Source organism: Streptomyces sp. SGAir0957 (genome assembly GCF_043523415.1).
Genome location: NZ_CP027293.1, coordinates 6,411,069 through 6,437,393, shown reverse-complemented (window position 1 = coordinate 6,437,393; position 26,325 = coordinate 6,411,069). Strand labels below are relative to the sequence as shown.

The window sequence follows — 26,325 nt, the reverse complement described above, 5'->3', positions numbered from 1 at the left end:
TGACGGGCCCCGGCTAGGGGTTGTTACCGACAAGTATTACCGGCGGTACGCCCCGCCTTGCCGGGCCCCGGCCCCCTCGCTCACCACACCCGGACCGAACCCCCTGTCGCGAACACCGGGCTCGTCGCGTCCCCCGGCACCTCCTTGAGCGGCTCGGCGATCTCGGCGACCGTCGGCCCCACGCGCGCGGCGATCGGGTCGAGGAGGGCGAGGTCGAAGCCGTAGACGCGGGCCGCGTTGCCGCCGGCCATCGCGGCGATCTCGGCGGGCGGCAGGCCCGCGTAGGCGATGCGCAGGCCCTCGCGGCTGTAGGGGTACGTGCCCTCGTCGTGCGGGTAGTCGCTGCCCCACATGATCTTGTCGAGGCCGATGCGGTCACGGAGCGGGACCTCGTGGGGGCGCATGAAGCTGGCGCCGACGAAGCAGTTCTCGCGCCATACGGTGGAGGGGCCCTTGCCCATCGAATCGGCCAGGCCCGCGCCGAACTTGGACTCCGCCGTGCCCGCCTTGGACGCCGCCGCGACCAGCCGGCCGTGGTAGTAGTCCAGCATGTCGAGCACGCCGGGGATCCAGCCGGAGCCCTGTTCGGTCAGGACCAGCTTCAGACCGGGGTGCTTGCGGAAGGCGCCGCCGAAGACCAGATGCCACAGGGCGCGGTGCGAGAACCAGGTCGTCTCGACCATGAAGACGGCGCGGGCGGCCGGTTCGTCGCCGAGCGGCGGGGACGCGGAGCCCGCGTGGTGGTTGACCGGGACGCCGAGTTCGGCGCAGGCCCGCCAGATGGGGTCGTACGTCGACGAGTACAGCTCGGGGAGGCCCGAGCCCGGCGGGGTGCCGGGCAGCAACAGGCCGCCGTTCAGGCCCGCTCGGGCCGCCCAGCGGATCTCCTTCACCGCCTCCTCCACGTCGTTGAGGAGGATCTGGAAGACGCCCGCCCTGCGGCCGGGTGCGGCGGCGCAGAAGTCCGCGAGCCACCGGTTGTGGGCGCGCAGGCCCGCCCAGCGCTGGACGAACTCCGCGCGCGTGGGCGCCGGGGCCATGAGCGAGGCCGACGGGAAGAACGGCGGGATGGTGTTGGGGAAGACGACCTCGGCGACGATGCCGTCCCGCTCCAGCTCCTCGATCCGGCGCGCGGAGTTCCAGTTGCGGTCCGCGGTGTCGGCGAGCAGGTCCTCGTAGGGGTTGACGTAGGTGGCGGCCCAGGCGTCGAAGGCGTCGTGGTGGGCGCGGTCCAGGTAGGGCCGGTAGTCGAGGAGATCGGCGCCGGCGTGGCAGTCGGCGGAGATCACCGTGTACCGGTCGGTCGGTGAGGTCACGGGGTCACCCCCAGGGTCGGGAAGTCGTGGTCGGTCAGCCAGTGCCTGCCGACGTCGCGCGAGCGCGCCCAGGACGCCTCCACGGCGCTCTGGTCGGCGTCCTGGCCGAGGTCGGCGGGGGTCGGGCCGATACGGGCCGCGAGGGGCGCAAGCTTCGCGGTGTCGAAGCCGAAGACCTCGGCGGCGGCCAGGCCGAGCATCCGGCGGGTCTCGGCGACGGGGATGTCGTGGAAGGTCCTGCGCAGCCACGCGCGCGTGTCGGGCCAGGTGCCCTCGGGGTGCGGGAAGTCGCTGCCCCAGAGGATGTTGTCGACGCCGATCTCGTAGCGCTGGGCCAGTTCGCGGCGTTTGGTGTTGGTGGCGCAGACGAAGACCTGGCGGTCCAGGTACTCGTGCGGGGGCCGCTTCAGCTCGGCGAACGGGGAGAGCTTCTTGCCGCCGTGGGCGCCCAGGTAGAGGCGGTCCATGAACCACAGGAGGTTCGGCAGCCACCAGCAGCCGGACTCGGCGACGCCGAATTTGAGTCCCGGATGGCGTTCGAAGACGCCGGACCAGAGCAGGAACCAGAGCGGGCGCGCGGGCCACCAGGTGACTTCGCTGACGTAGATGCCGAGGTGGTCGCCGTACTCGTGGCGGGGTGCGGCGCCGGAGTGGGTCACCACCGGCATCCCGCACTCGGCCGCCGCCGCCCACACGGGGTCGTAACGGCTCGCGTGGTAGGGGTCCTTGTCGACCCACATGGACGGGATCATCAGCGCGCCGAGGCCGGACTCCTTGGCGCGGTGCACCTCCGCCACGATCTTGTCCGCCTGGTCGATGGCTGCCGTGATGGGCAGCAGGGCCACCCCGCAATGGCGCTCGGGGTGCTGCCCGACGAAGTCGGCGAGCCAGCGGTTGTGGGCCTGGGCGCCCGCCATGCCGAGGTCCGGGTCCTGGTCGCCGGAGAGGCCGAGGCCGACGCCGAAGGGGGCCGCCGTCCGGCTGTCCACGGCGTCCGCGTCGGGGAAGACGACCTCGGCGGCGACCCCGTCACCGTCCAGTTCCTTGAGGCGCTGGGCCGCGTCCCAGCCGCCGCGCAGCCCCTCTTCATGGTCGGCGAACCACTTCGCGGCGAAGGCGTCGTTGCGGATGCCGAGCCGGGTCGCCTCCTCGCGGCGGGCGTCGCGCTCGCCCAGGAAGTCGTCGAAGGCGCGGTGGAAACGGCGCTCCAGGTAGGGCCGGTACTCCTCGGTGGGCAGTCCGGCGTGGCAGTCGGAGGAAATGATCAGGTACGGGTCGTCGTTCCGCTGAGCCGTCATCGCGGGTCACCCCTCAGTCGAGAATGAAGCTCTCCAGGTACGCCGGGTCCGCCCGGTCCAGCATCGACCGCGCCCTCGCCCTGATCTGCCGGTCGCTGTGCTCGCTCGCGGGGAGCAGCCAGAACCGGTCCGCCGCGATGCCCTCGGCGACGAGGTCCGCCACCTCCTCGACCGGGGTGAACGCGACCTCCCGCCCGGCCTCCTTCATCGCCGCCTCCCACTGGTCGAGGCTGCGGTAGGGCGTCCTGCGGGGCCGCTCCTTGGCGTACCGGCCGGGCCGGTTGCGGTGCGACTCCCACAGGCCGGTGCGCAGCATGTGGGGGCCGGGGAAGAGCACGGAGGCGCCCACGCGCGCGTGCTCCGCCTTCAGATGCGCGTACAGCGACTCGGTCATGGTGACGACGGCCGCCTTGGTGACGGCGTACACGGACGCGGTCGGCAGCGGCGCGATCCCGCCGTCCCCGGAGGACGTGTTGACGACGTGTCCCGGCTCACCGGAGCCGATCATGCGCGGCACGAACGCCTGGATGCCGTGGAAGACGCCCCACACGTTGACGGCGAACGCCCACTTCCAGTCGTTGGGTTCGTGCTCCCACATGCGGCCCTCGGCGCCCGAGCCGACGCCCGCGTTGTTGCACAGCACATGGCAGTGGCCGAAGGCCGCGTACGTGTCCTCGGCGAGGGCCATCACCTCCGCCCGCTCGCCGACATCGACCACGCGCGCGTGCACCGTCGCCCCGTCCGCCCGCAACCCCTCGGCAGCGCTCTCCAGGGCCCGCTCCTCCACGTCGGCGAGGACGACCTTGAGCCCGTCCGCCGCGAACCGGCGCGCCATCGCGAGCCCGATGCCGCTCGCCGCGCCCGTGACGACGGCGACCTGGCCCGCCGCCAGGCGCATCAGACGCTCCCCTCGGGCGGCCCATCGAGGATCTGCCGCGGGTCGTCGTAGCGCTGATGGATGTACGGGAGCAGGGCCTGGCCGTCGACGCGCTCGACGACCCTGCCCTTCTGGTCGGTGGTCTTCTCGCCGACGGTGATCTCGACCAGGGTGCGGACGGGCAGGTCGGCGACCGGGTCGTACATGGACTCGCGCAGGACCACGTCACCGGTGATGCGCTCCAGCTTCCTGACCTTCTCGTCGCGTACGCAGTGCACGAGGAGCGGGTCCGCGTCGAACCCCGAACCGTCCACGGCGGGCAGGAACTTGAAGTAGAAGTCGGTCTTCCGCGCCGGCTCCGGCACGGGCAGCGCCCCGCTGACCGCGCCCCGCACCTCCACGAACGCGATGCCGTGCCGGGCCAGGGCCGCCCGCACCACGAGCCCGTCGCGCTCCACCGTGACGTCACCGAGCTTCTTCGGCTCGCCGAACACCTCGCGGCCGCCGGTCAGGGCCCGCTCGTGCGTCATCGGCATGACGAGCGGATACCAGCCGGCCACCCCGGCGTGCTCGGCGGCGACCGCGACGGACCCCGCGCCCAGCGGATAGCCCGGCAGATCGACCTTGCTGATGGTGGCCCGCACGAGCGGCCGCCCGGCGGGCTTCAGCGGCGGCGGCAGCACCGCCGCGACCGTGTCCGGGTCCGACTCCCACACGGCGACCACGCCGGTGGACCAGATGTCGGGGAGTGCGCTGCTCGCCGCGCGCGCGGCGGCGATCTCCGCCTCGGTGCGCGCTCCGTACCGTACGCGTGCCATGTCGTACCGCCCTTCGTCCTCGACGTGCGGGGGGTCGTGCGCGTGGCGCGTCGAGCGCGGCCCTGGGACGCCGGCTCTGTAACACAGTTACACCGGCGGCGATGAAGGGTAAAGACACGCGCACCGGCCAGGAGGCGCACGCTCGTGAAGGGGGCGATCCGGTGTCCCGCCCACCGCTCACCCGCGACGAGGTGCTGACCGCCGCCGCGAACCTGGTCAAGCAGCACGGTCCGGACGCCCTGACCATGCGAAAGCTCGCGGCCGAGCTCGGCACGGCGGTCACGTCGATCTACTGGCACGTCGGCAACCGCGAGTCGCTGCTCGACGCGCTCGTGGAGCGCACGGTCGCCGACCTCGGCGAGATCCGGCCGCGCGGGGCGACTCCGCACGCGCGCGTGGTCTCCGTCGCGCGGGCGCTGCGCCGTCAGCTGCGCGCCCACCCGCATCTGGTGGCGATGGTCCACGAGCGAGGCCTGACCGAGCGCATGTTCCTGCCCGCGCAACAGGCCCTGGTGCGCGAGGTCCACGCGGCGGGTCTTCGCGGGGCCCGTGCCGCCGAGGCCGTACGCGCGGTGCAGTTCCTGGTCGTCGGGCACGTCCTGGTCGAGCGGAACCGGGAGCGGTCCCCCGTCCAGCGGCCGGGCGAAGAGGACTTGTGGGGCGAACGCGACACAGCCGACACGGCGGCCGGGAGCGACCGCGCGCTCGCCAAGGCCCTCGCCGCGCCGGTGGATCCGGAGCGGCTCTTCACCACCTCCGTGACCGCCCTGGTGAAGTCCCTGCTCACGCCCGGTACTTGACGGCGGCCACGACGCACCGGGCGGGCGGCGACCACGCTGTCAGTCGCGGGCCGTATCCTCAGGGACCATGCTCGAAGACCGCCCGACCGTATCGTCCGCGACCGACTGGCCGACCGCGTACCCGCAGGGATACGCGGTCGTCGACGTCGAGACCACCGGCCTCTCCAGGGACGACCGGATCATCTCGGCCGCCGTCTACCGGCTCGACGCGCGGGGCACGGTCGAGGACCACTGGTACACGCTGGTCAACCCCGAGCGCGATCCGGGCCCGGTGTGGATCCACGGTCTGACGAGCGACGTGCTGTCCGGCGCCCCGCTGTTCCCGGAGATCGCCGAGGAGTTCGCGGCGCGCCTGGAGGGCCGCGTCCTGGTCGCGCACAACGCGGTCTTCGACTGGTCCATGATCGCCCGCGAGTACGCGCGCGCGAAGCGCACCGCCCCGGTCCGCCAGCGCCTGTGCACCATCGCGCTCTCCAAGGAGCTGGGGCTGCCGCTGCCCAACCACAAGCTGGAGTCGCTCGCCGCGCACTTCGGCGTCGTGCAGCAGCGCGCGCACCACGCCCTCGACGACGCGCGCGTGCTCGCGGAGGCGTTCCTGCCGAGCCTGCGCGCGGCGGCCGCGGGGAACGTGCGGCTGCCGCTCCTGGAGTGCCGTCCGCTCATGGAGTGGTCGGAGCCCGCGGTGCCGCGCCAGCCGGGCGCCTCGTACGGCTCGCCCTACCGGGGCGGCGGTGCGGGCAGTTGGCGGCCGTCCAGGAAGAGGCCGGCGTGCCCGTATCCGAACCCCGGCCGGTACGAACCTGGCAAACCGCTCAAGCAGGGCATGAGGGTCGCGTTCTCCGGGGACACCTCGGTCGACCGGGAACTCCTCGAGGACCGGGCGGTCGAGGCGGGGCTGCATGTGGCGACGAGCCTGTCCCGGCTGACGAGCCTCCTGGTGACCAACGACCCGGACTCGTACACCTCGAAGGTCGTGAAGGCGAAGCAGTACGGGACGCCGGTGATGGACGAGGCGGCGTTCGGGCAGCTGCTCCATACGGTGGAGCCCGCGGACGCGACAGACGGGTGATTGCGGGGCGACTCGCCCCGCGCCCGCTCGCCCGGCGCCGCCCCGGAGCCCACCCTGTGGCGCATGGCACGTTGTGAAGTCTGCGGAAACGACTACGGCATGTCCTTCGAGGTGCACGCCCAGGGAGCGGTGCACGTCTTCGACTGCTTCTCCTGCGCCATCCACCGCATGGCGCCGATCTGCGAGCACTGCCGGTGCCGCATCATCGGGCAGGGCGTCGAGGTCGACGGACACTGGTTCTGCGGGGCGCACTGCTCCCGGGCGGAGGGGATGGTGGGCATCGTCGACAACGTCTGACCGGTTCCGCGCCGTCGGGGGCGGCCCCGCCCGCATCAGGTGCACCCCCGTCCAAAACACCCCATGACCGAGCGGTACCGTCATGGGGTGTACCGCTTCCTGTTGACCCGGCAGTGGGTGATCCTCACCCTGGTCGCTCTCGTCCTCATCCCCACGATGATCCGGCTGGGCATCTGGCAGATGCACCGCCATGACGAGCGTGCCCACCGGAACCAGCTGGTCACGGACGCGCTGTCGGCCGACCCCGTGCCCGTGGAATCCCTGACGTCCCCCGGGCACACCGTCACCAGCGCCGAGCGCTACCACGCCGTGACGGCGAAGGGCCGCTTCGACACCGACGACGAGGTCGTCGTGCGCCGCCGGGTCAACTCCGACGACGAGGTCGGCTACCACGTCCTCACCCCGTTCAGGCTGACCGACGGCAAGGTCGTGCTCGTCAACCGCGGCTGGATCCCGGCGGACGGGCCGAGCCAGACCGCCTTCCCCAAGATCCCCGCCCCGCCCCGCGGCGAGATCACCGTCACCGGCCGTCTGATGCCCGACGAGACGACCGAGGCCAGCGGCATCAAGGACCTCAAGGGACTGCCCGACCGGCAGATCATGCTGGTCAACAGCGAGGAACAGGCCCAGCGGCTGCGCGCAGAGGTGCTCGGCGGCTACCTCGCGCAGACCGCCCCCGAGCCCAAGGGCGACACCCCGGAGCTGATCGGCAAGCCGGGCCAGGAGGACGCGGCGCTGAACTTCGCGTACGCGTACCAGTGGTGGCTGTTCGCCGCGGCCGTGCCGGTCGGCTGGGTCGTCCTGCTCCGCCGCGAGCTGCGCGACCGCCGCAAGAAGGCGGAGTCCGAGCGCGAGACCCAGGACGCGACGCCCGCAGCGGTCTGAGCGACCTGGCGGTCCGAGAGCGCGACCGATTCGATCACTCATGCGGTCGCGTCCTGGATTGCCGGGCCGGGGCGCCGGGAACGCGGATCGGGTGCACCCCTATATCGAGGACTACGCCCTCATCGGCGACGAACAGACCGCGGCCCTCGTCGGCAAGAACGGCTCCGTCGACTGGCTCTGTCTGCCCCGCTTCGACTCCCCCGCCTGCTTCGCCGCGCTGCTCGGCGACGAGGAGAACGGCCACTGGCGGCTCGCCCCCAAGGGTGCGGGCGACTGCACACGCCGCTCCTACCGGCCCGGCACCCTCGTCCTGGACACCGAGTGGGAGACGGACGAGGGCCACATCCGGGTCACGGACTTCATGCCGCAGCGCGACAAGGCGCCCGACCTCGTCCGCATCGTCGAGGGCGTCAGCGGCCGCGTCACCGTCCGCGGCAGCCTGCGGCTCCGGTTCGACTACGGCAACGTCGTGCCGTGGGTGCGGCGGAGCGACGGGCACCGGGTCGCCGTCGCCGGACCCGACGCGGCCTGGCTGCGCAGCGAGCCCGAGGTGCACACATGGGGCGAGTCGTTCGGCACGCACTCCGAGTTCACCGTGGAGGCGGGCGAGACCGTCGCCTTCGTCCTGACGTGGCACCCCTCGCACCACCACCGCCCCAAGCTGATCGACCCGCACAAGGCGCTGCGGCACAGCCTCTCCGACTGGCAGGCGTGGGCGGACCGGTGCCGCTACGACGGCCCGCACCGCGAGGCCGTGCTCCGCTCCCTGCTGACCCTGAAGGCGCTGACGTACGCGCCGACCGGCGGCATGGTCGCGGCCCCCACCACCTCGCTGCCGGAGGAGATCGGCGGCGTACGGAACTGGGACTACCGCTACTGCTGGCTCCGCGACTCCACCATGACCCTGAACGCGCTCGTCAGGGCCGGCTACCTCGACGAGGCCGAGGCGTGGCGCGACTGGCTCGTGCGCGCGGCCGCCGGTGACCCCGCCAAGCTGCAGATCATGTACGGGCTCGCGGGCGAGCGGCGGCTGCCCGAGGAGGAGCTGGGCTGGCTGGACGGGTTCCGCGGCTCGCGCCCCGTCCGCACGGGGAACGACGCCGTGGAGCAGTTGCAGCTCGACGTGTACGGGGAGGTCGTCGACTCGCTCGCCCTCGCGCGCCGGGCCGGGCTGCGGGACAAGCCGCACGTGTGGCAGCTGCAACTGGCGCTGCTCGACTTCCTCCAGGACGCGTGGCGCGAACCCGACGAGGGGCTGTGGGAGGTGCGCGGGTCGCGCCGTCACTTCGTCCACTCCAAGGTCATGACCTGGGTCGCCGTCGACCGCACGGTGCGCGCCATGGAGGAGGACCCGGGCCTGCCCGGCGACCTCGACCGTCTGCGCACCCTGCGGGACACCATCCACCAGGACGTGTGCGAGCGCGGCTACGACGCCGAGCGCGGCACCTTCACCCAGTCCTACGGCTCTTCGGAACTGGACGCGGCGACGCTTCTCATCCCGCGCGTCGGGTTCCTGCCCGCGGACGACCCGCGGGTGATCGGCACCGTGGACGCCATCCGGGCGGAGCTGGCGCAGGACGGGTTCGTCCGCCGCTACAGCACCGACCACACCACCGTCGACGGCCTGCCGGGTGACGAGGGCGCCTTCCTCGTCTGCTCGTTCTGGCTGGCGGACGCGCTGCACATGACGGGGCGCACGAAGGAGGCGCGCGAGCTGTTCGAACGCCTCTGCGCGCTCCGCAACGACGTGGGGCTGCTCGCCGAGGAGTACGACCCGGCGGCGGGCCACCAGCTCGGCAACTTCCCGCAGGCGTTCAGCCACATCGGTCTGGTGACCACCGCGCTGACCCTGTTCGGCACCGACGACGCCGGAGAGGCAGGATAGGCACCATGGATCTTGGACTGAAGGACCGTGTCTACGTCGTCACCGGCGCCACCCGTGGCCTCGGCAACGCCGCCGCCCGCGAACTCGTCGCCGACGGCGCGAAGGTGGTCATCACCGGACGCGACGAGCAGAAGGCCAAGGACGCGGCGGCCGACATCGGCGCGAACGCCGTCGGGATCGGCGTCGACAACGCCGATCCGCGGGTCGCCGACCGGGTGATCGCCGCCGCGCGGGAGCACTTCGGCCGCTTCGACGGCATCCTCGTCAGCGTGGGCGGGCCCGCCCCCGGCTTCGTCGCGGACACCACGGACGAGCAGTGGCAGGCGGCGGTCGAGTCGGTGTTCCTCGGCGCGGTACGGCTCGCGCGCGGGGCCGCGGCCGAACTCGGCGAGGGCGGCGTCATCGGCTTCGTGCTCTCCGGCTCCGTGTACGAGCCGATCCCCGGCCTGACCATCTCCAACGCGCTGCGCCCCGGGCTCGCCGGGTTCGCGAAATCCCTCGCCGACGAGCTGGGCCCGCGCTCCATCCGCGTCGTCGGCCTCCTCCCGGGCCGCATCGACACGGACCGGGTGCGCGAGCTTGACGGCATGTCGGCCGACCCGCAGGCGACCCGGGTGGCCAACGAGTCGCGCATCCCGCTGCGCCGCTACGGGACCCCGGCCGAGTTCGGCAGGGCCGCGGCGTTCTTCCTGTCACCGGCCGCCTCGTACCTGACGGGCGTCATGCTGCCGGTGGACGGCGGCTCCAGGCACGGCTTCTGATCCTGTACGCGCGAAGGGTGCGGGGCGACCGGTCGTCGCCCCGCACCCTTGCCGGACATCTCTCACTGAGCTAACTGACGCGCTCCGCACGGTGCTTGACCGCGCGCAGCCGGACCTCGGCCGGGAGCGCGTCGAGCCCCGCCGACCGCTTGGCCTGGCCGAGCGTGTCCTCGCCGAGCCGTCGCAGCGCCTCACCGGGCGTCGCGTGCGGCGCCAGGGTGAGGCGCGCGCGGGCCCGCGGCGAGGACCGACGGCCGGTCAGGACGGCGCCCGCGTGCTCCACGCCGTCCAGCGACTCGGCCCCGTCGACGAGAACGCTCTCCAGGGCGCGGCCACGGAGCCGGGCCCCTTCGCCGTCCCCGGTGTCGACGAGCACCTCGGAGAGCCGGTGCCGCCGCAACTGCGCCACCAGCCACCACAGCGCGAGCAGCAGGAGGACGGCCAGCGCGGCGATCACCACCGGCCACCACCAGCCCTCGTCGCGCCAGCGGTTCCGGTCGGCGACGCTGAGCAGCACGTCCTTGCGGCCGTCGTGGATCCACCAGGACGGCGGCTTCACGCCGAGGCCGACGGCGAGCACCGAGCCGCCTGCGACCACGAGGACGATGCCGAGCAGCGCGAGCACGATCCGGTTCACTGTTCTCAGCACGCCGTCATCCCTTCTTGCCGGGGCGGGCCACACGCACGGAGAGCCGCGGGTCGCGGCTGAGACCGAGACCCCGGACGGTGTCGCCGAGCGCGGAGTCCAGGTCACCCCGTACGTCGTCGAGTTCGCGGAAGTGCGAGACCGCCCGCACCTTCGCCTTGGCGCGCTTGACGCGGACCTTGACGGACTGCACGCCCGGCACCTCCATGGCCCGGTCGCGCAGCACCATCGCGGCGGCGTCCCGCTGCAGCCCGGCCCGGACGTCGGGGTGGACGCGGCGCATCGGCAGCACCCCGCGAAGCCCCGGGGTCAGCGCGAGCAGGAGCAGCCAGAGCCCGAGCGCGGCGGCGACGCCCGCGCCGATCAGGACCGGGGTGTCGTCCAGCGGGCGTTCGGCCAGCTCCCGGGCGAGGGTGCGGCGCCACTCCATGCCGGGGCGGCCGGACCGTACCGACGCGATGTCGTAGAGCAGGATGCCGATGCCGCCGAGGAGCACGAGCGCGGCGAGGGTCGCCGGGACGCGGCGGGCCGACCACCAGCGGCCGGTCTTCTTGCCGCGCTCCGGCGGCCGTTCCTCCGCGGCCTGCGGCCGGTCACCGGGGTCGTCCCCGGTGCGCTCGGCGACGGGCAGCCGCTGGGTGGGTTCGCTCACCGGATCCTCCCGCGCTCCGTGCCTGTGCCTTCCGGGTGCAGCCGTTCGACCTGGACGGCCACTTCAGGCACTTCCATGCCCGTCAACGTCCGTACCCGGTGCGCGACGTGGCGCCGTACGGCACCGCACTGGCCGCCGATGTCCGCGGGGTAGCCGAGGTCCATGCTGATGCGGACCCGGGCGGCGCCGCGGTGCACGGCGACCGTGGCGTGCGGCGGCGAGCCGTCGGCCGGGACGGTCTCCAGCGCCTCTCGTGCCGCGTACGCGGCGATCTTCGCGACGACCCGGTCGGCGATCCGGGTCGCGCCGCGTTCGGCGGACGCGACCTGTGTCGCCACGGGTCACCGCCGCCGGTCGCCGCGCGTGCGGAAGAACTCGCCGGGCTGCATGTCCCCCTCGAGGAACCGCCCGGCGATGAAGCCGATGGCGCCGAGCGCCGCCACCAGCAGGAAGGCCCCGAAGCCGCCGAAGTATCCGGCGAATGCGAGGGCCATGCCGGCGATCATGCCGACCACGGCCAGATTCATCGTGCGCTCCTCATGCCGATGCTGCGGGCGGGTGCGGGTCTCACTGGAGCTTCGACTCCGGCTCGTCGTCCTCCTCGTCCGGCAGCTTCACGTCGCTGACGGCGATGTTCACCTCGACGACCTCGAGCCCGGTCATGCGCTCGACGGCCACCACGACGTTCTCCCGCACGGCGCGCGCGGTGTCCGCGATCGACACGCCGTACTCGACGACGATTTCCAGGTCGAGAGCGGTCTGCACCTCGCCGACCTCGGCCTTCACCCCGCGCGTCACGGACTTGCCGCCGCCCGGCACCCGGTCGCGCACCGCGCCGAAGGTACGGGAGAGGCCACTGCCCATCGCGTGGACGCCGTCCACGTCACGCGCCGCGAGACCCGCGATCTTCTCGACGACGCCGTCGGCGATGGTGGTCTTGCCCCGGCTGCCCGGGTCGCCGCCGCCCCGCTTGGTCACGTTGGTCCGCGCGGCGGCCGCCGTCGCCCCGCCCGACTGCTGGTGCGTGGTTTCGCTCATCGACCCGTCCCCTCTTCTTTGAGAGTGATCTCGGTGGGATGGTGCTTTCTTTTGCCCACATTAAGTGCGGTTACCCTCTCTCGCGCCCGGGATGGGGCAGCCTGGGGGAATGACGGTAGATCGATGGGCACAGGCGGTACGGCACCAACTCGGTATCGGCAGGCTGGTCCCCCTGGGCGGGCCGGGTGACGGGGCGTGGATCGCGGAGTCCGCGGCGCGGGACGTACTGCGTGTCGCGGTGGCGTCGTTGCGCGGGGTGCGCCTGGGTGCGCTGCGCCTCGAACAGGCCGACCCGGAGGGCACGTACGAGGCCGCGGTGCCCGCCCCGCCGGGCGCGCTGCCGCCGGGTCCGCTGCGGATCGTGGCCGGGTGCGCGGCAGCCGCCGACGAGCCGCTGCCGGTGGTCACGACCCGGCTGCGGATGACGCTCGCGCGGGCCGCCGGTGACGAACTCGGCCTGGTGGTGGAGGCGGTGGACCTCCAGGTCACGGAGTTGCTGGAGGCCGGCACCGAGGAGCCCGCCGGGCCGGCCCCCGCCCCTGACGAGTCGTCGGAGCCGCGCCCGCTCTCCGGGGACGAGGCGCGCGCGGCCCAGGCGGCGCGGTCCGTGCCCGGCGTGGCCGCGCTGACGGGCGCCCTGGGCGGGATGAGCCGCGCGGTCCACATCGAGGAGCGGGAGGCCGGTACGGGGGCGCTGCCGCGCCGTCACGTCCGGGTGGAGCTGGCGGTGTCGGCGCGGGCCCGCGCCCTGGACGTGGCCCGCCAGGTCCGCCGGGCGGTGACGACGGCGTTCCCGGACGCGCCGTCGGTCGCGGTCCTGGTGACGGCGGTCGAGCGGGCCTAGAGCGGGCTCAGGAGAGGTGGGAAGGGTGACGCCGGGTCAGTCGCCGAGCCCCGCCAGGTCCCGGAGGCGGCGCCCCTGTGCGGCCCGCTCGGCGGTGCGCTGCTCGTCCAGGGTGCGGCCGGCCGCGCCCTGGAGGAGGGCCTTGGTCTCGATGACTGCGTCGCGCGGGGCGGCGAGCAGGGCGGCGACGAGGTCGTCGGTGGCGGCGGTCAGCTGGTCGCCGGGTACGGCGACGTTGGCCAGGCCCGCGGCGACGGCCTCGTCGGCGTGGACGTAGCGGCCGGTGACACAGATCTCCAGGGCGCGCGCGTACCCGACGAGGGCGACGAGCGGGTGCGTGCCCGTCAGGTCGGGGACGAGGCCGAGGCTGGTCTCGCGCATGGAGAACTGCACGTCGTCGGCGACGACGCGCAGGTCACAGGAGAGGGCGAGCTGGAACCCGGCACCGATCGCGTGCCCCTGCACGGCGGCGACGGACAGCAGGTCGCTGCGGCGCAGCCAGGTGAACGCGGACTGGTACTCGGCGATGGCGGAGTCGAGGTACTCCTCACCGCCGCGCGCCAGATCGATGAAGGACGGCTCGCCGTCGAACCCCTCGGGCGTGAACGCCTGCCGGTCGAGGCCCGCGGAGAAGGACTTGCCCTCGCCGCGCACCACGACGACGCGCACGGAGCCCGGCAGCGAGCGCCCGGCTTCGCTCAACGCCCGCCACAGCGCGGGACTCTGGGCGTTGCGCTTGTCCGGGTTGCTCAGGGTCACCGTGGCGATCGCGTCGTCTACGGTGAGCCGGACGCCGTCCTTGTCGAGGAGCGGTGCGGGCTGAGTCATCGGGGCCTCCGAGTCTGCGCGGTCATAAGTGACTGCACAGTAACCACCCGGCCGGTCAGTCGACCGACCGGGTGGTCACCGAAGGAACCAGTGAGCCGAACGGGCCCGTTGCCAGGCCGTGAGGGCAGGTCGGACGCGTCAGTTCGCCGCGGCCTTCTTGCCTCGTGTGGCCCCGCCGCGACCTCGCAGCGTGACCCCGGACTCGCTCAGCATCCGGTGCACGAAGCCATACGAGCGGCCGGTCTCCTCGGCCAGTGCCCGGATGCTCGCACCGGAGTCGTACTTCTTCTTCAGGTCTGCCGCGAGCTTGTCGCGCGCGGCGCCGGTCACCCGGCTGCCCTTCTTCAGAGTCTCGGCCACCCGTGCCTCCTCATGGGAAGTGCGCTCTGGAATTCCCATGATCACCCCTTGCGGCGTTCCTGGCCACCCATTCGGCAAGGTCGGTAGCCGCACAATTCTTGCCGGGAAGGCGATCCACCCGACCGGAACAGGGAATTCCGGATGCCTTTTTTGCTGCCCGCCGCCGCCTATTCCGGGAAACCGGCAGGTCAGCGACGAGCCCGCGAGAGAAGGGCCGCGCACCGCGATGAGCAGCGAAATCCGTGTATGACACACCGCAGTACGAGGCGATCTCACTCAGATGATGGATCACGGATCGGCCGAATGATCCATACTCAGTGGATCAGTCATTCGATCAAGCGGTGCTGACGCCCGCGAGGCCCCTTCGGGACGTCACGCAAGGGCCCGGGAGGTCACGCGAGGGCGACGAGGTCCGCGTACCCCTGGCCCCAGAGGTCCTCGACACCGTCCGGGAGCAGGATGATCCGCTCGGGCTGGAGCGCGTCCACGGCGCCCTCGTCGTGCGTGACGAGGACGACCGCGCCCTTGTACGTGCGCAGCGCGCCGAGGATCTCCTCGCGGCTGGCCGGGTCGAGGTTGTTCGTCGGCTCGTCGAGGAGCAGGACGTTCGCCGACGAGACGACCAGGGTCGCGAGCGCGAGACGGGTCTTCTCGCCGCCGGAGAGGACCCCGGCCGGCTTGTCGACGTCGTCGCCGGAGAACAGGAACGAGCCGAGCGTCTTGCGCACCTGGATCAGGTCGAGGTCGGGGGCGGCCGAGCGCATGTTCTCCAGGACCGTGCGCTCCGGGTCGAGGGTCTCGTGCTCCTGCGCGTAGTAGCCGAGCTTGAGGCCGTGCCCCTCGATGATCTGCCCGGTGTCGGGCTTCTCGGCGCCGCCGAGCAGCTTGAGCAGGGTCGTCTTGCCCGCACCGTTGAGACCGAGGATGACGACCCTCGACCCCTTGTCGATGGCCAGGTCGACGTCGGTGAAGATCTCGAGCGAGCCGTACGACTTCGACAGGCCCTCGGCCATCAGCGGCGTCTTGCCGCACGGCGACGGCTCGGGGAAGCGCAGCTTGGCCACCTTGTCGGACTGGCGCACCTCCTCCAGGCCCGCGAGGAGCTTGTCGGCGCGCTTGGCCATGTTCTGCGCGGCCACCGTCTTGGTCGCCTTGGCGCGCATCTTGTCGGCCTGCGCGTTCAGCGCGGACGCCTTCTTCTCGGCGTTCTGGCGCTCGCGCTTGCGGCGCTTCTCGTCGGCCTCGCGCTGCTGCTGGTAGAGCTTCCAGCCCATGTTGTAGACGTCGATCTGGGAACGGTTCGCGTCCAGGTAGAAGACCTTGTTGACGACCGTCTCGACCAGCTCGACGTCGTGGGAGATCACGATGAAGCCGCCGCTGTAGGTCTTCAGGTAGTCACGCAGCCAGACGATGGAGTCGGCGTCCAGGTGGTTGGTCGGCTCGTCCAGGAGCAGGGTGTCCGCGTCCGAGAAGAGGATGCGGGCCAGCTCGATACGGCGGCGCTGACCACCGGAGAGCGTGTGCAGGGGCTGGCCGAGGACCCGGTCCGGGAGGTTGAGCGCGGCGGCGATCGTGGCGGCCTCGGCCTCGGCGGCGTACCCGCCCTTGGTGAGGAACTCGGTCTCCTGGCGCTCGTACTGCTTGAGCGCCTTGGCCTGGGTGGCGCCCGAGCCGTTGGCGATGCGCTGCTCGTTCTCGCGCATCTTGCGCATCAGGACGTCGAGGCCGCGGGCGGACAGGATGCGGTCGCGGGCCAGCACGTCGAGGTCGCCGGTGCGCGGGTCCTGCGGCAGATAGCCGACCTCGCCCGAGCGCGAGATGGTGCCGCCGGCCGGGATGCCCTCACCGGCGAGACACTTGGTCAGGGTCGTCTTGCCCGCGCCATTGCGGCCGACCAGGCCGATGCGGTCGCCCTTGGCGACACGGAACGAGGCGTTCTCGATGAGGATGCGGGCGCCGGCGCGCAGTTCGATACCGGATGCGGTGATCACGGGGGTGCTCCAGGACAGGGTTTACGGCTGGTTGACAAGGCGAGGGCCGGTCGGCGCCGCTAATCCACCCAGAGAAGAAACGTCATGAGAACCAGTTTAACGGGGTGATGCAAGCGGATTTCCCGGGGCGCCAGGGCGGGGGCCGCCCGGCAGGTCATTGCCCAGGGGCGTCCGCCCGGGGACGATCCGGCCCAGGCCGTCGACGGCCACGATCCGCTCGCTCCACGCCACGGTGTCGTCCGCGCAGGGCTGGGCGATGAGCAGCGCGCCACCGCGCCGTACCGCCGCGGCCGGTGCGAAGGCGCAGCCCTCGCGCGCGGGCAGCACCCATCGCAGGTCGCCGTCGGCCACGCGGTAGGCGGCGACGCGGTCCCGGGTGACGACGGCGAGCATCCGCGCCGCCGGGCCGAGCGGCTGCAGCACGCCCCGTCCCCCGCGCGCGCCCGGCGTCCGCAGCCAGGCGGCGGCGCCCGGGACGCCCCGGTGCCAGCGCACGGCCCCGGCGCCGTCGGTGTCGGTGACCATGCCGTCGCTCCACATCGCGAGCGCCTCCCCGGCGACGCGCCGCACGGCGACCGGCCGCCGCCCCTCCCGGCCGTACCGCCAGCGCGGGGCGCCGTCCTCGCCGTACGCCTCGACGACGCCGCGTCGCGCCCGCAGGTGGACGCCGCCGTCGGCGGACGCGTACCGGACGAGGTGGTCCCCGTAGGGCGCGGGGCGGACGTACGCGGCACCGGCCACGAGGAGCAGGCCGGCCAGGGCCAGGAGCGGGGCCTTCCAGGGGTGCCGGGGGGCGGGGCGCGGGCGCGGGCCGCTCATCGCGGGGCGCGTGAGGGCGACGCCGGTCTCGGGGACAGGCACCCGGGGCGGCGCACCGGCCCCGTCCGACGGTGTCCGCGCGCCCGCCTCGCCCCGCGCACCGGTCGTCCCCACCCTCAGCGGGCCCACCGCCATCCCCGTACCCCTTGTGCCGCTGTTCGTCGTGCATCGTGAATAGGGCGCAGAGTGCAGGGGCGCGGGGCCTGGGGCCAAGCAGCGGGGCCGGGGGGCGGGCCCGGTGTCGCCCGTTCGGGTGTGGTGCGGGCGGCCCGGGGGGACGGAACCCCGGGCCCGTATCGATCCCGCCGCCCAGTGGAACGGTTACGCGCCGCCGGTGTGGACCTGGAACGCCGCCCGGCGCACCGCCTTCGCCAGGGCCGGGTCGGGGTGGGCGGCCGCCAGGGCGACCAGGACCTGGACCGTGCGGGGGTGGTCGACGGCGCGGATCTCGTCGAGGAGGGCCGGGACGGTCGGCTGGACCGCGGACTCCAAGTGGCGTACGAGGAGCGGCGCTTCCCCGTGGTCGGCGACGGCCGCCGCCGTGTCGACCCAGAGCCAGGTGGCCTCTTCGCGGGTGAGGACCGTGTGGACGTCCTCGGGGTCGGCGCCCTCGTACTCGGCGAGCCAGAGGAGGGCGTAGGCGCGCAGGCCCGGCTCCTGCGCGCAGCGGCGCACCTCGGGCTCGGCGGGGGCTCCGACGACGCGAAGCGCCTCGAAGGCGAGGCCGCGCAGCAGGGCGTCCTCGCCGCGGGCCGCCGCGAGGAGTTCGGTGACAGCGTTGCCGATGTCGCGGGCGGCGAGCCAGGCGCGGTACTCGGCGCGGGCCGCGTTCGGCCGCAGGCGGGCGCAGCCGCGCAGCATGTCCTCGGCGGAGACCTCGATGTTCCCGGCCGGGGACTGGGCGGCGACGCAGATCTGCTCCAGCTTGACCCAGACCGCCCAACTGCCCAGCGGTGTCAGGGTGGCGTGCTCGTCGGCGTACGTCAGGGCGCCGACGGCGGTGAGTCCGGCGAGGGCCCAGTCGAGCAGCGGGAGGAGCGGGGTGTCCTGCGGCGGCACGGGTTCGGGCTGCGGGCCGTAGGGGATCTCGCAGCGCTCCGTGCGCAGTTCGGCGACGCGCTGGTCGAGGAGGTCGAGGAGTTGCGCGGCGGGCACGGGGCCCGCCATCAGCTGGCAGAAGGAGAGCAACTGGGGGACGGCCTCGACGACTTCGGCGACCGCGGCCGGTTCCAGGGAGTCCGGCGCCGGGTGCACCAGGGACCAGGCGTCGAACAGGGCGACCCAGCCGCGCAGTACGGCCGTGTCGTCGCGGTCCCAGACGCGAAGGCGCCAGCCGGGCCGGGCGACGTCGCCGTGGACCTCGACGAGGCCGGCGAGGCGCGCGGTGTCCCAGTCGGCGCGGACCTGCGCGACCGTGAGCCCCAGATCGTCGGCCGCGCGGCGCGCGGTGGCGTCCGAGAGGGTGCCCTTGCCGTCGCGCGCCCCCGTCCCGTTGCCGGGGCTCAGCGTGGTGTCCGCCCAGCGGGCCACGCGGACGGCGGCGGCCAGGCCCTGGCGGGCGGAGCGGGCCAGTTCGGCGGGGGGCGGGGTGCCCTCCGGGGGGCGCGGCGCGGGCCTTCGGACCGCAGCGCGTGGGGCTGCTGCGGCGAGGGGCCGGTGGCGCGGGCTGACGAGTCGGAGCCTGGAGTCGCGCGGGGTACGGGACGTCACTGGAGCAGTGTCCAGGGTGACCCCGTGAATTCCCAAACGGGAGCCCGTGTTCGGAGTTCGCGCCGCCATTCGCAGCGGCGGGGCGCCCCGCCGCCCGCGCCTCACATCAGCGGGGTCAGGAAGCGCCGCAGCGTCTCCTCGTACGCCTTCGGGTCGGCGTTCCACATCGCGTTGTGCGGGGCGTCGTCGACCGTGTGGAGGGTGACGAGGTCGGGGCGGCGGTCCGCGAGGCGGCGGGACAGCTCCCAGGGCGCCACCTCGTCGTCGGGGCCGTGCACGAGGAGGGTGGGGACGGCGAGCGTGCCCGGCACGGCCACCTCGGCGAACCGGTCGCCGGTCAGCCCGGCGCGGCCCTGTGCGGCGCGGACCGCGAGCGGCAGGAGCGCGGACGGGGTGTGCCGGGCGCCGGCCAGGGCGCGTACGGTCGCCTCCCAGCTGAGCACCGGGGAGTCGAGGACCAGGCCGCTGACGCGGTCGCGCAGCGCCGAGTACGTGGCGGCGCGCAGGGCCATCGCGGCGCCGGTGGACCAGCCGTGGAGGATGACGTCGCGGGCGCCGTTGCGCACGGCGAAGCGGATCGCGGCGTCCAGGTCGCGCCACTCGGTCGTGCCGAAGTGGTTCAGGCCGTCCGGGGCGAGGGGCGCGCCGGGGTCGCCGCGCTGGGCGGGGGCGAGCACCGGGAACTGCTGGTGGCGCAGGAATCCCATGAGGTTCAAGGCGTGCTCGCGGGTGGTGCCGAGTCCGTGCGCGGTGATGACCCAGGTCTCGCGGACGCCGGGCAGGAACCAGGCGGGCAGCGTCCCGAGTTCGCCGGGCACGTCGACGTCGGCGTGGTCGAGGCCGAGCGCGGTCTTGGGGTCGCCGGTGTGCACCTGCGGGGTGAGCCAGGCCTTGGCGCCGGGTGCGGGCGCGCCGTGCGTGACCCGCTCCAGACGGCGTACGACGGTGTCCGCGGGGTGTTCCGCGGACTCGATCACGGGTCCGACGACCGCGTGCCAGCCCTCGCCTGCGAGCCCGTACGTGCCCGGACGCAGGGACGCCAGGTCGCGGGTCAGGGTGATGTGCCCGGCCGCGGTGGTGTGGACGGTGAGCCGGGGCTCGGTGGGCAGGGGGCGGCCCGCGGGCGCCTTGAGCGCGGCGTCGCTGGCCAGCCGGCCGGCGGCGATCGCGGCAGCGGAGGTTCCGAGGACGGCGGTGACGGCAGCGGCCGTCGCTCTGGCGATACGCACCCGTCCAGTGTCCGCGTCACGGCGCGCGCGGGCCAGTGGGGTGGGGGGTCGGGGTGACGCGCGGGGCGCCTTGATCCGGACGTGTCAGGATTTTTCCCCGCCGCCCCGGCCCCGGGCGTCAGGGCTGCCCGTAGCCGCTCAACCGTTCCCCCGCCTCCCGCAGCTGCGCGTCGGACAGGAGGGAGGGGGCGCGGCCCGGGACGGAGTGGGCGGTGAGCCAGAGGCGGCACATCCACTCCAGTTGCGCGGTGCGGTCGTAGGCGGCGGCGATCGTGTCCCCGTGGGTGAGGGTGCCGTGGTTGCGCAGGAGGCAGCCGGTGCGCCCGGAGAGGGCGGCGAGCACGTTCCCGGCCAGTTCCTGCGTGCCGTACGTGGCGTAGGGGGCGACCCGGACCCGGCCGCCCAGGGCCGCCGTCATGTAGTGGATGGCGGGCAGCTCGGCGACGAGCGTGGAGACGGCGGTGGCGTGCACGGCGTGGGTGTGGACGACGGCGCGGGCGTCCGTGTGCCGGTAGAGGGCGAGGTGCATGGGGAGTTCGCTGGTCGGCGCGAGGGCGCCGTGGCGCTGCTCGCCGTCGAGGCCGACGGCGACGAGGTCGTCCGGGCCGAGCCGGTCGTAGGGCACGCCGCTGGGGGTGACGAGGACGGTGTCCCCGACCCGTATGGAGACATTGCCCGACGTGCCGACGACGAGGCCGTCGCGCACGGTTCTGCGGGCCGTCTCCACCAATTCTTGCCACGCCTGCTCGAGTTGCGTCATGCGGAGCATCCTGTCAGGCATCCTAAGTCGCATATGGGTACAAAACGACCACAGACGCCGATGCGGGCTGTGCCGAGCAGATCCGGGGGAACCATGGCTCGCGATCACCGACCGTCCCGCCGCCGCGCCCGCCTCACCCTGGCGACATCGGTGGCCGCTCTCGCGCTGGGGGCGACCGTTCTCGCCGAGCCGCCCGCGCAGGCCGCGGCCAACCCGAGGGGGCACGACGTGTCCTCGCACCAGAAGAGCGTGAACTGGGCGAGCGCCAAGAAGAAGGGGTCCCGGTTCGTCTACGTCAAGGCGACCGAGTCCACCTCCTACAAGAACCCCTACTTCACCCAGCAGTACAACGGGGCCCGCCGCGCGGGCATCATCCGGGGCGCCTACCACTTCGCCCTGCCGAACAGATCCTCCGGCAAGGCGCAGGCCTCGTACTTCGTGCGCAACGGCGGCGGCTGGTCGGGGGACGGCTGGACACTGCCGCCCGCGCTCGACATCGAGTACAACCCGTACAGCAAGGCCAAGTGCTACGGGCTCAGCAAGGCCAAGATGGTCTCGTGGATCAAGTCCTTCAGCGCCGAGACGCGGCGCAGGACCGGCCGGTATCCGGTGATCTACACGAATGCGCGCTGGTGGAAGCTGTGCACCGGCAACAGCCGCGCCTTCGCCGCCAAGCACCCGCTCTGGCTCGCCCACTACAGCAAGAGCTCGGGCCCGCTGCCCGCCGGATGGTCCTTCTGGACGTTCTGGCAGTACGACAACGGCGGCAGCCTGCCGGGTGACCAGAATCTCTTCAACGGGTCGATGACCCAGTTGCGGCGGCTGGCCAAGGGGTAGCGGAGCGGAGATCGGGCCCCCCGGAACCCAGCATTCCGGGGCTTTCCGGGGGCCGATCCGGAACCGCGCGCGCCGCGCCGTGCCAAGCAGGGTGAGATCACTCCGGATCGGGTCACCATGACGCCCCGCCCAGTTCATCTTCCGTTCACCCTGCTTACTTACGTTCAGCGTGCCACTGACGTCCAACCGAAGCCTGGGTAAATGGAACACATCACGCTGCTCCTGGCGATCGTGATCGTTACCGCACTGGTCTTTGATTTCACCAACGGTTTCCACGACACGGCCAACGCGATGGCGACGACCATCTCGACGGGCGCCCTCAAGCCGAAGACGGCGGTGGCCATGTCCGCCGTGCTGAACCTCGTCGGAGCGTTCCTCTCCGTGGAGGTCGCGAAGACCATCTCCGGCGGCATCATCAACGAGGACGGCCTCAAGACAGAGGTCATCTTCGCGGCGCTCGTCGGCGCCATCCTCTGGAACCTCGTGACCTGGCTGGTCGGCCTGCCCTCCAGCTCGTCGCACGCGCTGTTCGGCGGCCTCATCGGCGCCGCGGTCATGTCGATGGGCTGGTCCTCGGTGAACGGCGGGACCGTCGTCACCAAGGTGCTGCTGCCCGCGGTCGCCGCGCCGATCGTCGCGGGCCTCGCCGCGACGCTCGCCACGCGCCTGACCTACCGGATCAGCAAGCACACCGACGAGCGGGCCACCTCGAAGGGGTACCGCGCCGGGCAGATCGCCTCCGCCGGGCTCGTCTCCCTCGCCCACGGCACCAACGACGCGCAGAAGACGATGGGCATCATCACCCTCGCCCTGATCACCGGCGGCGTCCTCGCGCCGGGCGCCAACCCGCCGCTGTGGGTCATCGTCTCGGCCGGCATCGCCATCGCGCTCGGCACCTACCTGGGCGGCTGGCGGATCATCCGCACCATGGGCAAGGGCCTCACCGAGCTGGCGCCGCAGCAGGGCTTCACCGCCCAGACCAGCGCCGCGACCGCGATCCTCGCCTCCTCGCACATCGGCTTCTCCCTCTCCACCACCCAGGTCTGCTCGGGCGCCGTCATGGGCGCGGGCCTCGGCCGCAAGGGCGGTGTCGTCCGCTGGTCGACCGCGACCCGGATGTTCGTGGCGTGGGGCCTGACCCTGCCGGCCGCCGGTCTGGTGGGCGCGGGCGCCGAGTTCCTGACCAAGCAGGGACCCTGGGGCGTCGGCCTCACGGCGGCCCTCCTCGTCGGCGGCTCCGCGGTCATCTGGAAGCTGTCCCGGCGCGAGACCGTCGACCACACGAGCGTCACCCCGGACACGCCGGGCTCGGGCTCGGGCTCGGGCTCGGTGGAGGAGCCCGCCGGGGTCATAACCACCGCCATCGCCGCGGTCTCCCCGCCGCCGGTCGCCACCGTCGTGGACACCGGCGCCCCGGTCGACCTGAAGTCCACGATCCCCGCGATCCCCTCCCCCGCCTCGGCCCCGGCCGCGGCCGACCCCGCGCGCCCCGCCGGCGCCACGCTGTAAGGGAACGACAGCCATGAACATCGACTGGGCGGCCCTCGGCTCCGTCTTCGGCGTCAGCCTCGTGACCACCGTGCTCCTCGTGGGCCTGTTCACCCTCGGCATCGTCGGCCTCTCCAAGCGCGAGGCGGCGGCCCAGCGCGGCGCCTCGGCGACGGCGGTCACCTCGGGCGCGTACGTGTGCTTCGCGCTGTGCGCGGCGGCCGTCGCGTACGGGATCTATCTGATCGTGGTCTGACACCTCGTCCGAAGGGTGGGGGCGGGACGCGGTGCGTCCCGCCCCCACCCTTCGCCATGTCCTGTGGGTCTCCCCACACTGCGCTCCCCCAGGTCAACAGCAAGTTGACGTGCCTTCGCGGAGCGTGGTGGACTTCCCCCGCCATATACGTCAGCAGTCCGAGGAAGCCGGTGCGAATCCGGCGCGGTCCCGCCACTGTGAGCCTCCCGTCCGGGGGGCGAGCCAGGAACTCTCTGCTGCCGGTCTCGTCGAACCAGGGCGTGGACACCCTGAGTGAGGACAACTGCCACCATGTTCGCCCCGCGCGGCACGGTGCGGGCCGAGCGCGTGTTCGCGTACGGTGCCGCCGCCGGACTCCTGGCCGACCTGTTGCTCGGTGATCCGCGCCGAGGGCACCCCGTCGCCGCTTTCGGCCGGGCCGCGGGCTCCGTGGAACGGACGCTGTGGCGGGACCACCGAGGGTGGGGCGCCGCACACACCGCCGTCTGCGCCGGGGGCGCCGCGGCGCTGGGAGCGCTCGCCGCCCGCGGGGTCCGCACCTCCCCGCTCGCCTCTGCCGCGCTGACCGCCGCCGCCACCTGGGCCGTCGTCGGCGGCACCTCCCTCGGGCGGGAGGCCAGGGGGGTCGCGTCCGCCCTGGAGGCCGGTGACGTGGAGCTGGCCCGTGAACTTCTGCCGCGCCTGTGCGGGCGGGATCCGCAAGGGCTCGACGCCGACGGGATCGCGCGCGGGGTCGTCGAGTCCGTCGCCGAGAACACCTCGGACGCCGTCGTGGGCGCGCTGGTGTGGGGCGCCGTCGGCGGAGTGCCGGGCCTCCTCGCGTTCCGCGCCGTGAACACGCTCGACGCGATGGTCGGGCACAAGTCCGCGAAGTACCGCCGGTTCGGCTGGGCGTCCGCACGGCTCGACGACGTCGCCGGGTGGCCCGGGGCGCGGCTGACCGGCGCCCTCGCCGTGCTGGCCGGCGGGCGCCCGCGCGAGGCCGCCCGCGCCTGGCGCGCCGACGCGGAACGCCACCCCAGCCCGAACGCGGGCGTCGTCGAGGCGTCCTTCGCGGGCGCGCTCGGGGTCCGGCTCGGCGGGACGCTCGCGTACGGGGGCCGGGTCGAGCACCGGCCGGTGCTCCACGCGGCCGGGCGCCCGGTGCGCGTCGGGGACGTCGAACGGGCCGCGCGGCTGTCGCGGCGAGTCAGCTGGCTGGCATGGGGAGTGTGCGTGGGCGGACGAGCGCTGTGGGCGCGGAGGCGAAGCGGCACGGGGGCGGGCCGATGAGCAGGTCGATGACGGGCGGCGGGCTGCTCGTCGCGGGCACGACCTCCGACGCCGGGAAGAGCGTGGTCACCGCGGGGATCTGCCGGTGGCTCGTACGGCAGGGCGTGAAGGTCGCGCCGTTCAAGGGGCAGAACATGTCCCTGAACTCGTTCGTGACGCGCGAGGGCGCCGAGATCGGCCGGGCGCAGGCCATGCAGGCGCAGGCCGCCCGGGTCGAGCCGACCGCGCTCATGAACCCGGTGCTGCTCAAGCCGGGCAGCGACCGCAGCAGCCAGGTCGTGCTGATGGGCAAGCCGGTCGGCGAGATGAGCGCGCGCGGGTATCACGGGGCGCGGCAGGGCGCGCTGCTCGACACCGTCGTGGGGTGCCTGGAGGAGTTGCGGGGCAGTCATGACGCTGTGATCTGTGAAGGCGCCGGCTCCCCCGCCGAGATCAACCTGCGCCGTACCGACATCGTGAACATGGGCATCGCGCGGGCGGCCCGGCTGCCCGTGCTCGTCGTCGGCGACATCGACCGGGGCGGGGTCTTCGCCTCCTTCTTCGGGACGACCGCGCTGCTCGCCCCCGAGGACCAGGAGCTGCTCGCCGGATACCTGGTGAACAAGTTCCGGGGCGACGTCAGCCTCCTCGAACCGGGCCTGGACATGCTCAAGTCCCTCACGGGGCGCGCGACCTACGGGGTCCTCCCCTACCAGCACGGGCTCGGTATCGACGAGGAGGACGGCCTGCGGGTGTCCATGCGGGGCGCCGTGCGCGAGTCCGTCGTGGCGCCGCCGGTCGGCGCCGACGTGCTGCGGGTCGCCGTGTGCGCGGTGCCGCTCATGTCGAACTTCACGGACGTCGACGCGCTGGCCGCCGAACCGGGCGTCGTGGTCCGCTTCGTGGACCGTGCGGAAGAGCTGGTCGACGCGGATCTCGTGGTCGTCCCCGGGACGCGCGGCACCGTCAAGGCGCTGGAGTGGCTGCGCGAGCGTGGGCTCGCGGACGCGCTGGCCCGGCGGGCCGCCGAAGGGCGTCCCGTGCTCGGCATCTGCGGCGGGTTCCAGCTCCTCGGCGAGCGCATCGAGGACGAGGTCGAATCCCGGGCCGGTGTCGTGGACGGGCTCGGACTGCTCCCCGTACGCGTACGGTTCGCCCGCGAGAAGACGCTCGCGCGGCCGGTGGGTGAGGCGCTCGGCGAGTACGTCGAGGGGTACGAGATCCATCACGGGGTCGCCGAGATCCTCGGCGGGGAGGCGTTTCTCGACGGGTGTCGGGTGGGGGCCGTGTGGGGGACGCACTGGCACGGGTCTCTTGAGTCGGACGGGTTCCGGCGGGCGTTCTTGCGGGCCGTTGCCGATGCGGCCGGGCGGGGGTTCGTGCCCGCGGCTGACACGTCGTTCGCGGCGTTGCGGGAGGAGCAGCTCGACCGGCTGGGGGATCTGGTCGAGCGGTATGCCGATACCGATGCGTTGTGGCGGCTGATCGAGGGGGGCGCTCCGAAGGGGTTGCCGTTCGTGCCGCCCGGGGCGCCGTCGTGAGCGCGCGGCTTGTGAGTCGCCCCCGCCGCCCCTTCCCGTCCCGTCCCCGGGGGCCGCGCCCCCGGACCC

The 26,325-nt window shown here is 73.2% G+C and carries 28 protein-coding genes and 1 riboswitch; of the genes, 12 read left to right on the top strand and 16 right to left on the bottom strand.

Translation table 11 applies throughout. The features are described from left to right. Positions 1 to 80: 80 nt before the first annotated feature. From C1N81_RS33975 to C1N81_RS33960, 4 genes are read right to left on the bottom strand one after another with little or no spacing between them, the layout of a single operon-like run. Entirely contained in the window at positions 81 to 1,316 is a 1,236-nt protein-coding gene (locus C1N81_RS33975) for an amidohydrolase family protein (RefSeq protein ID WP_394435139.1), read from the bottom strand. Further along, complete coding sequence (locus C1N81_RS33970; protein ID WP_394435138.1) at positions 1,313 to 2,614, bottom strand: amidohydrolase family protein; 1,302 nt, start codon at positions 2,612 to 2,614, stop codon at positions 1,313 to 1,315. Before C1N81_RS33970 ends, C1N81_RS33975 begins: the two co-directional genes overlap by 4 nt. 13 nt (positions 2,615 to 2,627) lie before the next feature. Further along, positions 2,628 to 3,512, bottom strand: a complete 885-nt coding sequence (locus C1N81_RS33965; protein ID WP_394435137.1) for an SDR family NAD(P)-dependent oxidoreductase — start codon at positions 3,510 to 3,512, stop codon at positions 2,628 to 2,630. Next, positions 3,512 to 4,309, bottom strand: coding sequence for an acetoacetate decarboxylase family protein (locus C1N81_RS33960; protein WP_394435136.1), 798 nt, complete (start codon positions 4,307 to 4,309; stop codon positions 3,512 to 3,514). Before C1N81_RS33960 ends, C1N81_RS33965 begins: the two co-directional genes overlap by 1 nt. A gap of 161 nt (positions 4,310 to 4,470) precedes the next feature. Between C1N81_RS33960 and C1N81_RS33955 the strand changes: the two genes are divergently transcribed. The 6 genes from C1N81_RS33955 to C1N81_RS33930 all read left to right on the top strand — a co-directional run bounded on the left by C1N81_RS33955 (position 4,471) and on the right by C1N81_RS33930 (position 10,006). Then, on the top strand, positions 4,471 to 5,109 hold the full coding sequence (locus tag C1N81_RS33955; RefSeq protein ID WP_394435135.1) for a TetR/AcrR family transcriptional regulator: 639 nt from the start codon (positions 4,471 to 4,473) through the stop codon (positions 5,107 to 5,109). Positions 5,110 to 5,176: 67 nt separating this feature from the next. Next, positions 5,177 to 6,178, top strand: coding sequence for a DEDDh family exonuclease (locus tag C1N81_RS33950; RefSeq protein ID WP_394435134.1), 1,002 nt, complete (start codon positions 5,177 to 5,179; stop codon positions 6,176 to 6,178). A gap of 63 nt (positions 6,179 to 6,241) precedes the next feature. Then, entirely contained in the window at positions 6,242 to 6,475 is a 234-nt protein-coding gene (locus C1N81_RS33945; RefSeq protein WP_394435133.1) for a hypothetical protein, read from the top strand. Positions 6,476 to 6,562: 87 nt separating this feature from the next. Next, on the top strand, positions 6,563 to 7,360 hold the full coding sequence (locus C1N81_RS33940) for an SURF1 family cytochrome oxidase biogenesis protein (protein WP_394438408.1): 798 nt from the start codon (positions 6,563 to 6,565) through the stop codon (positions 7,358 to 7,360). 91 nt (positions 7,361 to 7,451) lie between these two features. Next, on the top strand, positions 7,452 to 9,245 hold the full coding sequence (locus C1N81_RS33935; protein ID WP_394435132.1) for a glycoside hydrolase family 15 protein: 1,794 nt from the start codon (positions 7,452 to 7,454) through the stop codon (positions 9,243 to 9,245). A gap of 5 nt (positions 9,246 to 9,250) precedes the next feature. After that, on the top strand, positions 9,251 to 10,006 hold the full coding sequence (locus C1N81_RS33930) for an SDR family oxidoreductase (protein ID WP_394435131.1): 756 nt from the start codon (positions 9,251 to 9,253) through the stop codon (positions 10,004 to 10,006). Between the two features lie 70 nt (positions 10,007 to 10,076). On the opposite strand, the gene amaP is transcribed toward C1N81_RS33930, so the two are convergent. Genes amaP through C1N81_RS33905 form a run of 5 tightly spaced genes read right to left on the bottom strand, consistent with a single transcriptional unit; the run spans position 10,077 to position 12,342 of the window. Beyond that, entirely contained in the window at positions 10,077 to 10,655 is a 579-nt protein-coding gene (amaP, locus tag C1N81_RS33925; protein ID WP_394435130.1) for an alkaline shock response membrane anchor protein AmaP, read from the bottom strand. Between the two features lie 4 nt (positions 10,656 to 10,659). Then, positions 10,660 to 11,304, bottom strand: coding sequence for a DUF6286 domain-containing protein (locus C1N81_RS33920; protein ID WP_394435129.1), 645 nt, complete (start codon positions 11,302 to 11,304; stop codon positions 10,660 to 10,662). Further along, entirely contained in the window at positions 11,301 to 11,642 is a 342-nt protein-coding gene (locus C1N81_RS33915) for an Asp23/Gls24 family envelope stress response protein (protein WP_394435128.1), read from the bottom strand. The genes C1N81_RS33920 and C1N81_RS33915 overlap by 4 nt, the downstream gene beginning before the upstream one ends. 3 nt (positions 11,643 to 11,645) lie before the next feature. Continuing rightward, positions 11,646 to 11,831 carry a hypothetical protein gene (locus C1N81_RS33910; protein ID WP_394435127.1) on the bottom strand — a complete coding sequence of 62 codons (186 nt, stop codon included), beginning with the start codon at positions 11,829 to 11,831 and terminating at the stop codon, positions 11,646 to 11,648. 40 nt (positions 11,832 to 11,871) lie between these two features. Further along, on the bottom strand, positions 11,872 to 12,342 hold the full coding sequence (locus tag C1N81_RS33905) for an Asp23/Gls24 family envelope stress response protein (RefSeq protein WP_394435126.1): 471 nt from the start codon (positions 12,340 to 12,342) through the stop codon (positions 11,872 to 11,874). A 109-nt stretch (positions 12,343 to 12,451) separates the two neighbouring features. Here C1N81_RS33905 and C1N81_RS33900 point away from each other — a divergent pair, with 109 nt between their 5' ends. After that, positions 12,452 to 13,186, top strand: coding sequence for a nucleopolyhedrovirus P10 family protein (locus tag C1N81_RS33900; RefSeq protein ID WP_394435125.1), 735 nt, complete (start codon positions 12,452 to 12,454; stop codon positions 13,184 to 13,186). 36 nt (positions 13,187 to 13,222) lie between these two features. Here C1N81_RS33900 and C1N81_RS33895 read toward each other — a convergent pair whose 3' ends face one another. The 7 genes from C1N81_RS33895 to C1N81_RS33865 form a co-directional block, all read right to left on the bottom strand. Beyond that, complete coding sequence (locus tag C1N81_RS33895) at positions 13,223 to 14,014, bottom strand: enoyl-CoA hydratase/isomerase family protein (protein WP_394435124.1); 792 nt, start codon at positions 14,012 to 14,014, stop codon at positions 13,223 to 13,225. Positions 14,015 to 14,152: 138 nt separating this feature from the next. Next, entirely contained in the window at positions 14,153 to 14,374 is a 222-nt protein-coding gene (locus tag C1N81_RS33890; RefSeq protein ID WP_324772334.1) for a helix-turn-helix domain-containing protein, read from the bottom strand. A 392-nt stretch (positions 14,375 to 14,766) separates the two neighbouring features. After that, the gene (gene abc-f, locus C1N81_RS33885; protein ID WP_394435123.1) at positions 14,767 to 16,365 is read right to left on the bottom strand and encodes a ribosomal protection-like ABC-F family protein; all 1,599 of its coding nucleotides are present in this window, start codon (positions 16,363 to 16,365) and stop codon (positions 14,767 to 14,769) included. 96 nt (positions 16,366 to 16,461) lie between these two features. Continuing rightward, the gene (locus C1N81_RS33880; protein WP_394435122.1) at positions 16,462 to 17,319 is read right to left on the bottom strand and encodes a hypothetical protein; all 858 of its coding nucleotides are present in this window, start codon (positions 17,317 to 17,319) and stop codon (positions 16,462 to 16,464) included. A 186-nt stretch (positions 17,320 to 17,505) separates the two neighbouring features. Then, positions 17,506 to 18,894, bottom strand: a complete 1,389-nt coding sequence (locus C1N81_RS33875) for a hypothetical protein (RefSeq protein WP_394435121.1) — start codon at positions 18,892 to 18,894, stop codon at positions 17,506 to 17,508. Positions 18,895 to 18,995: 101 nt separating this feature from the next. Then, on the bottom strand, positions 18,996 to 20,123 hold the full coding sequence (locus C1N81_RS33870) for an alpha/beta hydrolase (RefSeq protein ID WP_394435120.1): 1,128 nt from the start codon (positions 20,121 to 20,123) through the stop codon (positions 18,996 to 18,998). Positions 20,124 to 20,241: 118 nt separating this feature from the next. Beyond that, positions 20,242 to 20,883: a class II aldolase/adducin family protein gene (locus C1N81_RS33865; protein ID WP_394435119.1), complete on the bottom strand. Its 642-nt coding sequence runs from the start codon at positions 20,881 to 20,883 to the stop codon at positions 20,242 to 20,244. Positions 20,884 to 20,976: 93 nt separating this feature from the next. On the opposite strand from C1N81_RS33865, the gene C1N81_RS33860 reads away from it, so the two are divergent. From C1N81_RS33860 to C1N81_RS33840, 5 genes are all read left to right on the top strand, one after another. Continuing rightward, positions 20,977 to 21,720, top strand: a complete 744-nt coding sequence (locus C1N81_RS33860; protein ID WP_394435118.1) for a lysozyme — start codon at positions 20,977 to 20,979, stop codon at positions 21,718 to 21,720. 201 nt (positions 21,721 to 21,921) lie between these two features. Beyond that, positions 21,922 to 23,229 carry an inorganic phosphate transporter gene (locus C1N81_RS33855; RefSeq protein WP_394435117.1) on the top strand — a complete coding sequence of 436 codons (1,308 nt, stop codon included), beginning with the start codon at positions 21,922 to 21,924 and terminating at the stop codon, positions 23,227 to 23,229. A gap of 13 nt (positions 23,230 to 23,242) precedes the next feature. After that, positions 23,243 to 23,464, top strand: coding sequence for a hypothetical protein (locus C1N81_RS33850; RefSeq protein ID WP_394435116.1), 222 nt, complete (start codon positions 23,243 to 23,245; stop codon positions 23,462 to 23,464). A 160-nt stretch (positions 23,465 to 23,624) separates the two neighbouring features. Next, a riboswitch (cobalamin riboswitch) is annotated at positions 23,625 to 23,696 on the top strand. A gap of 80 nt (positions 23,697 to 23,776) precedes the next feature. After that, complete coding sequence (locus C1N81_RS33845; RefSeq protein ID WP_394438406.1) at positions 23,777 to 24,736, top strand: cobalamin biosynthesis protein; 960 nt, start codon at positions 23,777 to 23,779, stop codon at positions 24,734 to 24,736. An 8-nt stretch (positions 24,737 to 24,744) separates the two neighbouring features. After that, positions 24,745 to 26,256: a cobyric acid synthase gene (locus C1N81_RS33840; RefSeq protein ID WP_394438404.1), complete on the top strand. Its 1,512-nt coding sequence runs from the start codon at positions 24,745 to 24,747 to the stop codon at positions 26,254 to 26,256. Positions 26,257 to 26,325: the final 69 nt, after the last annotated feature.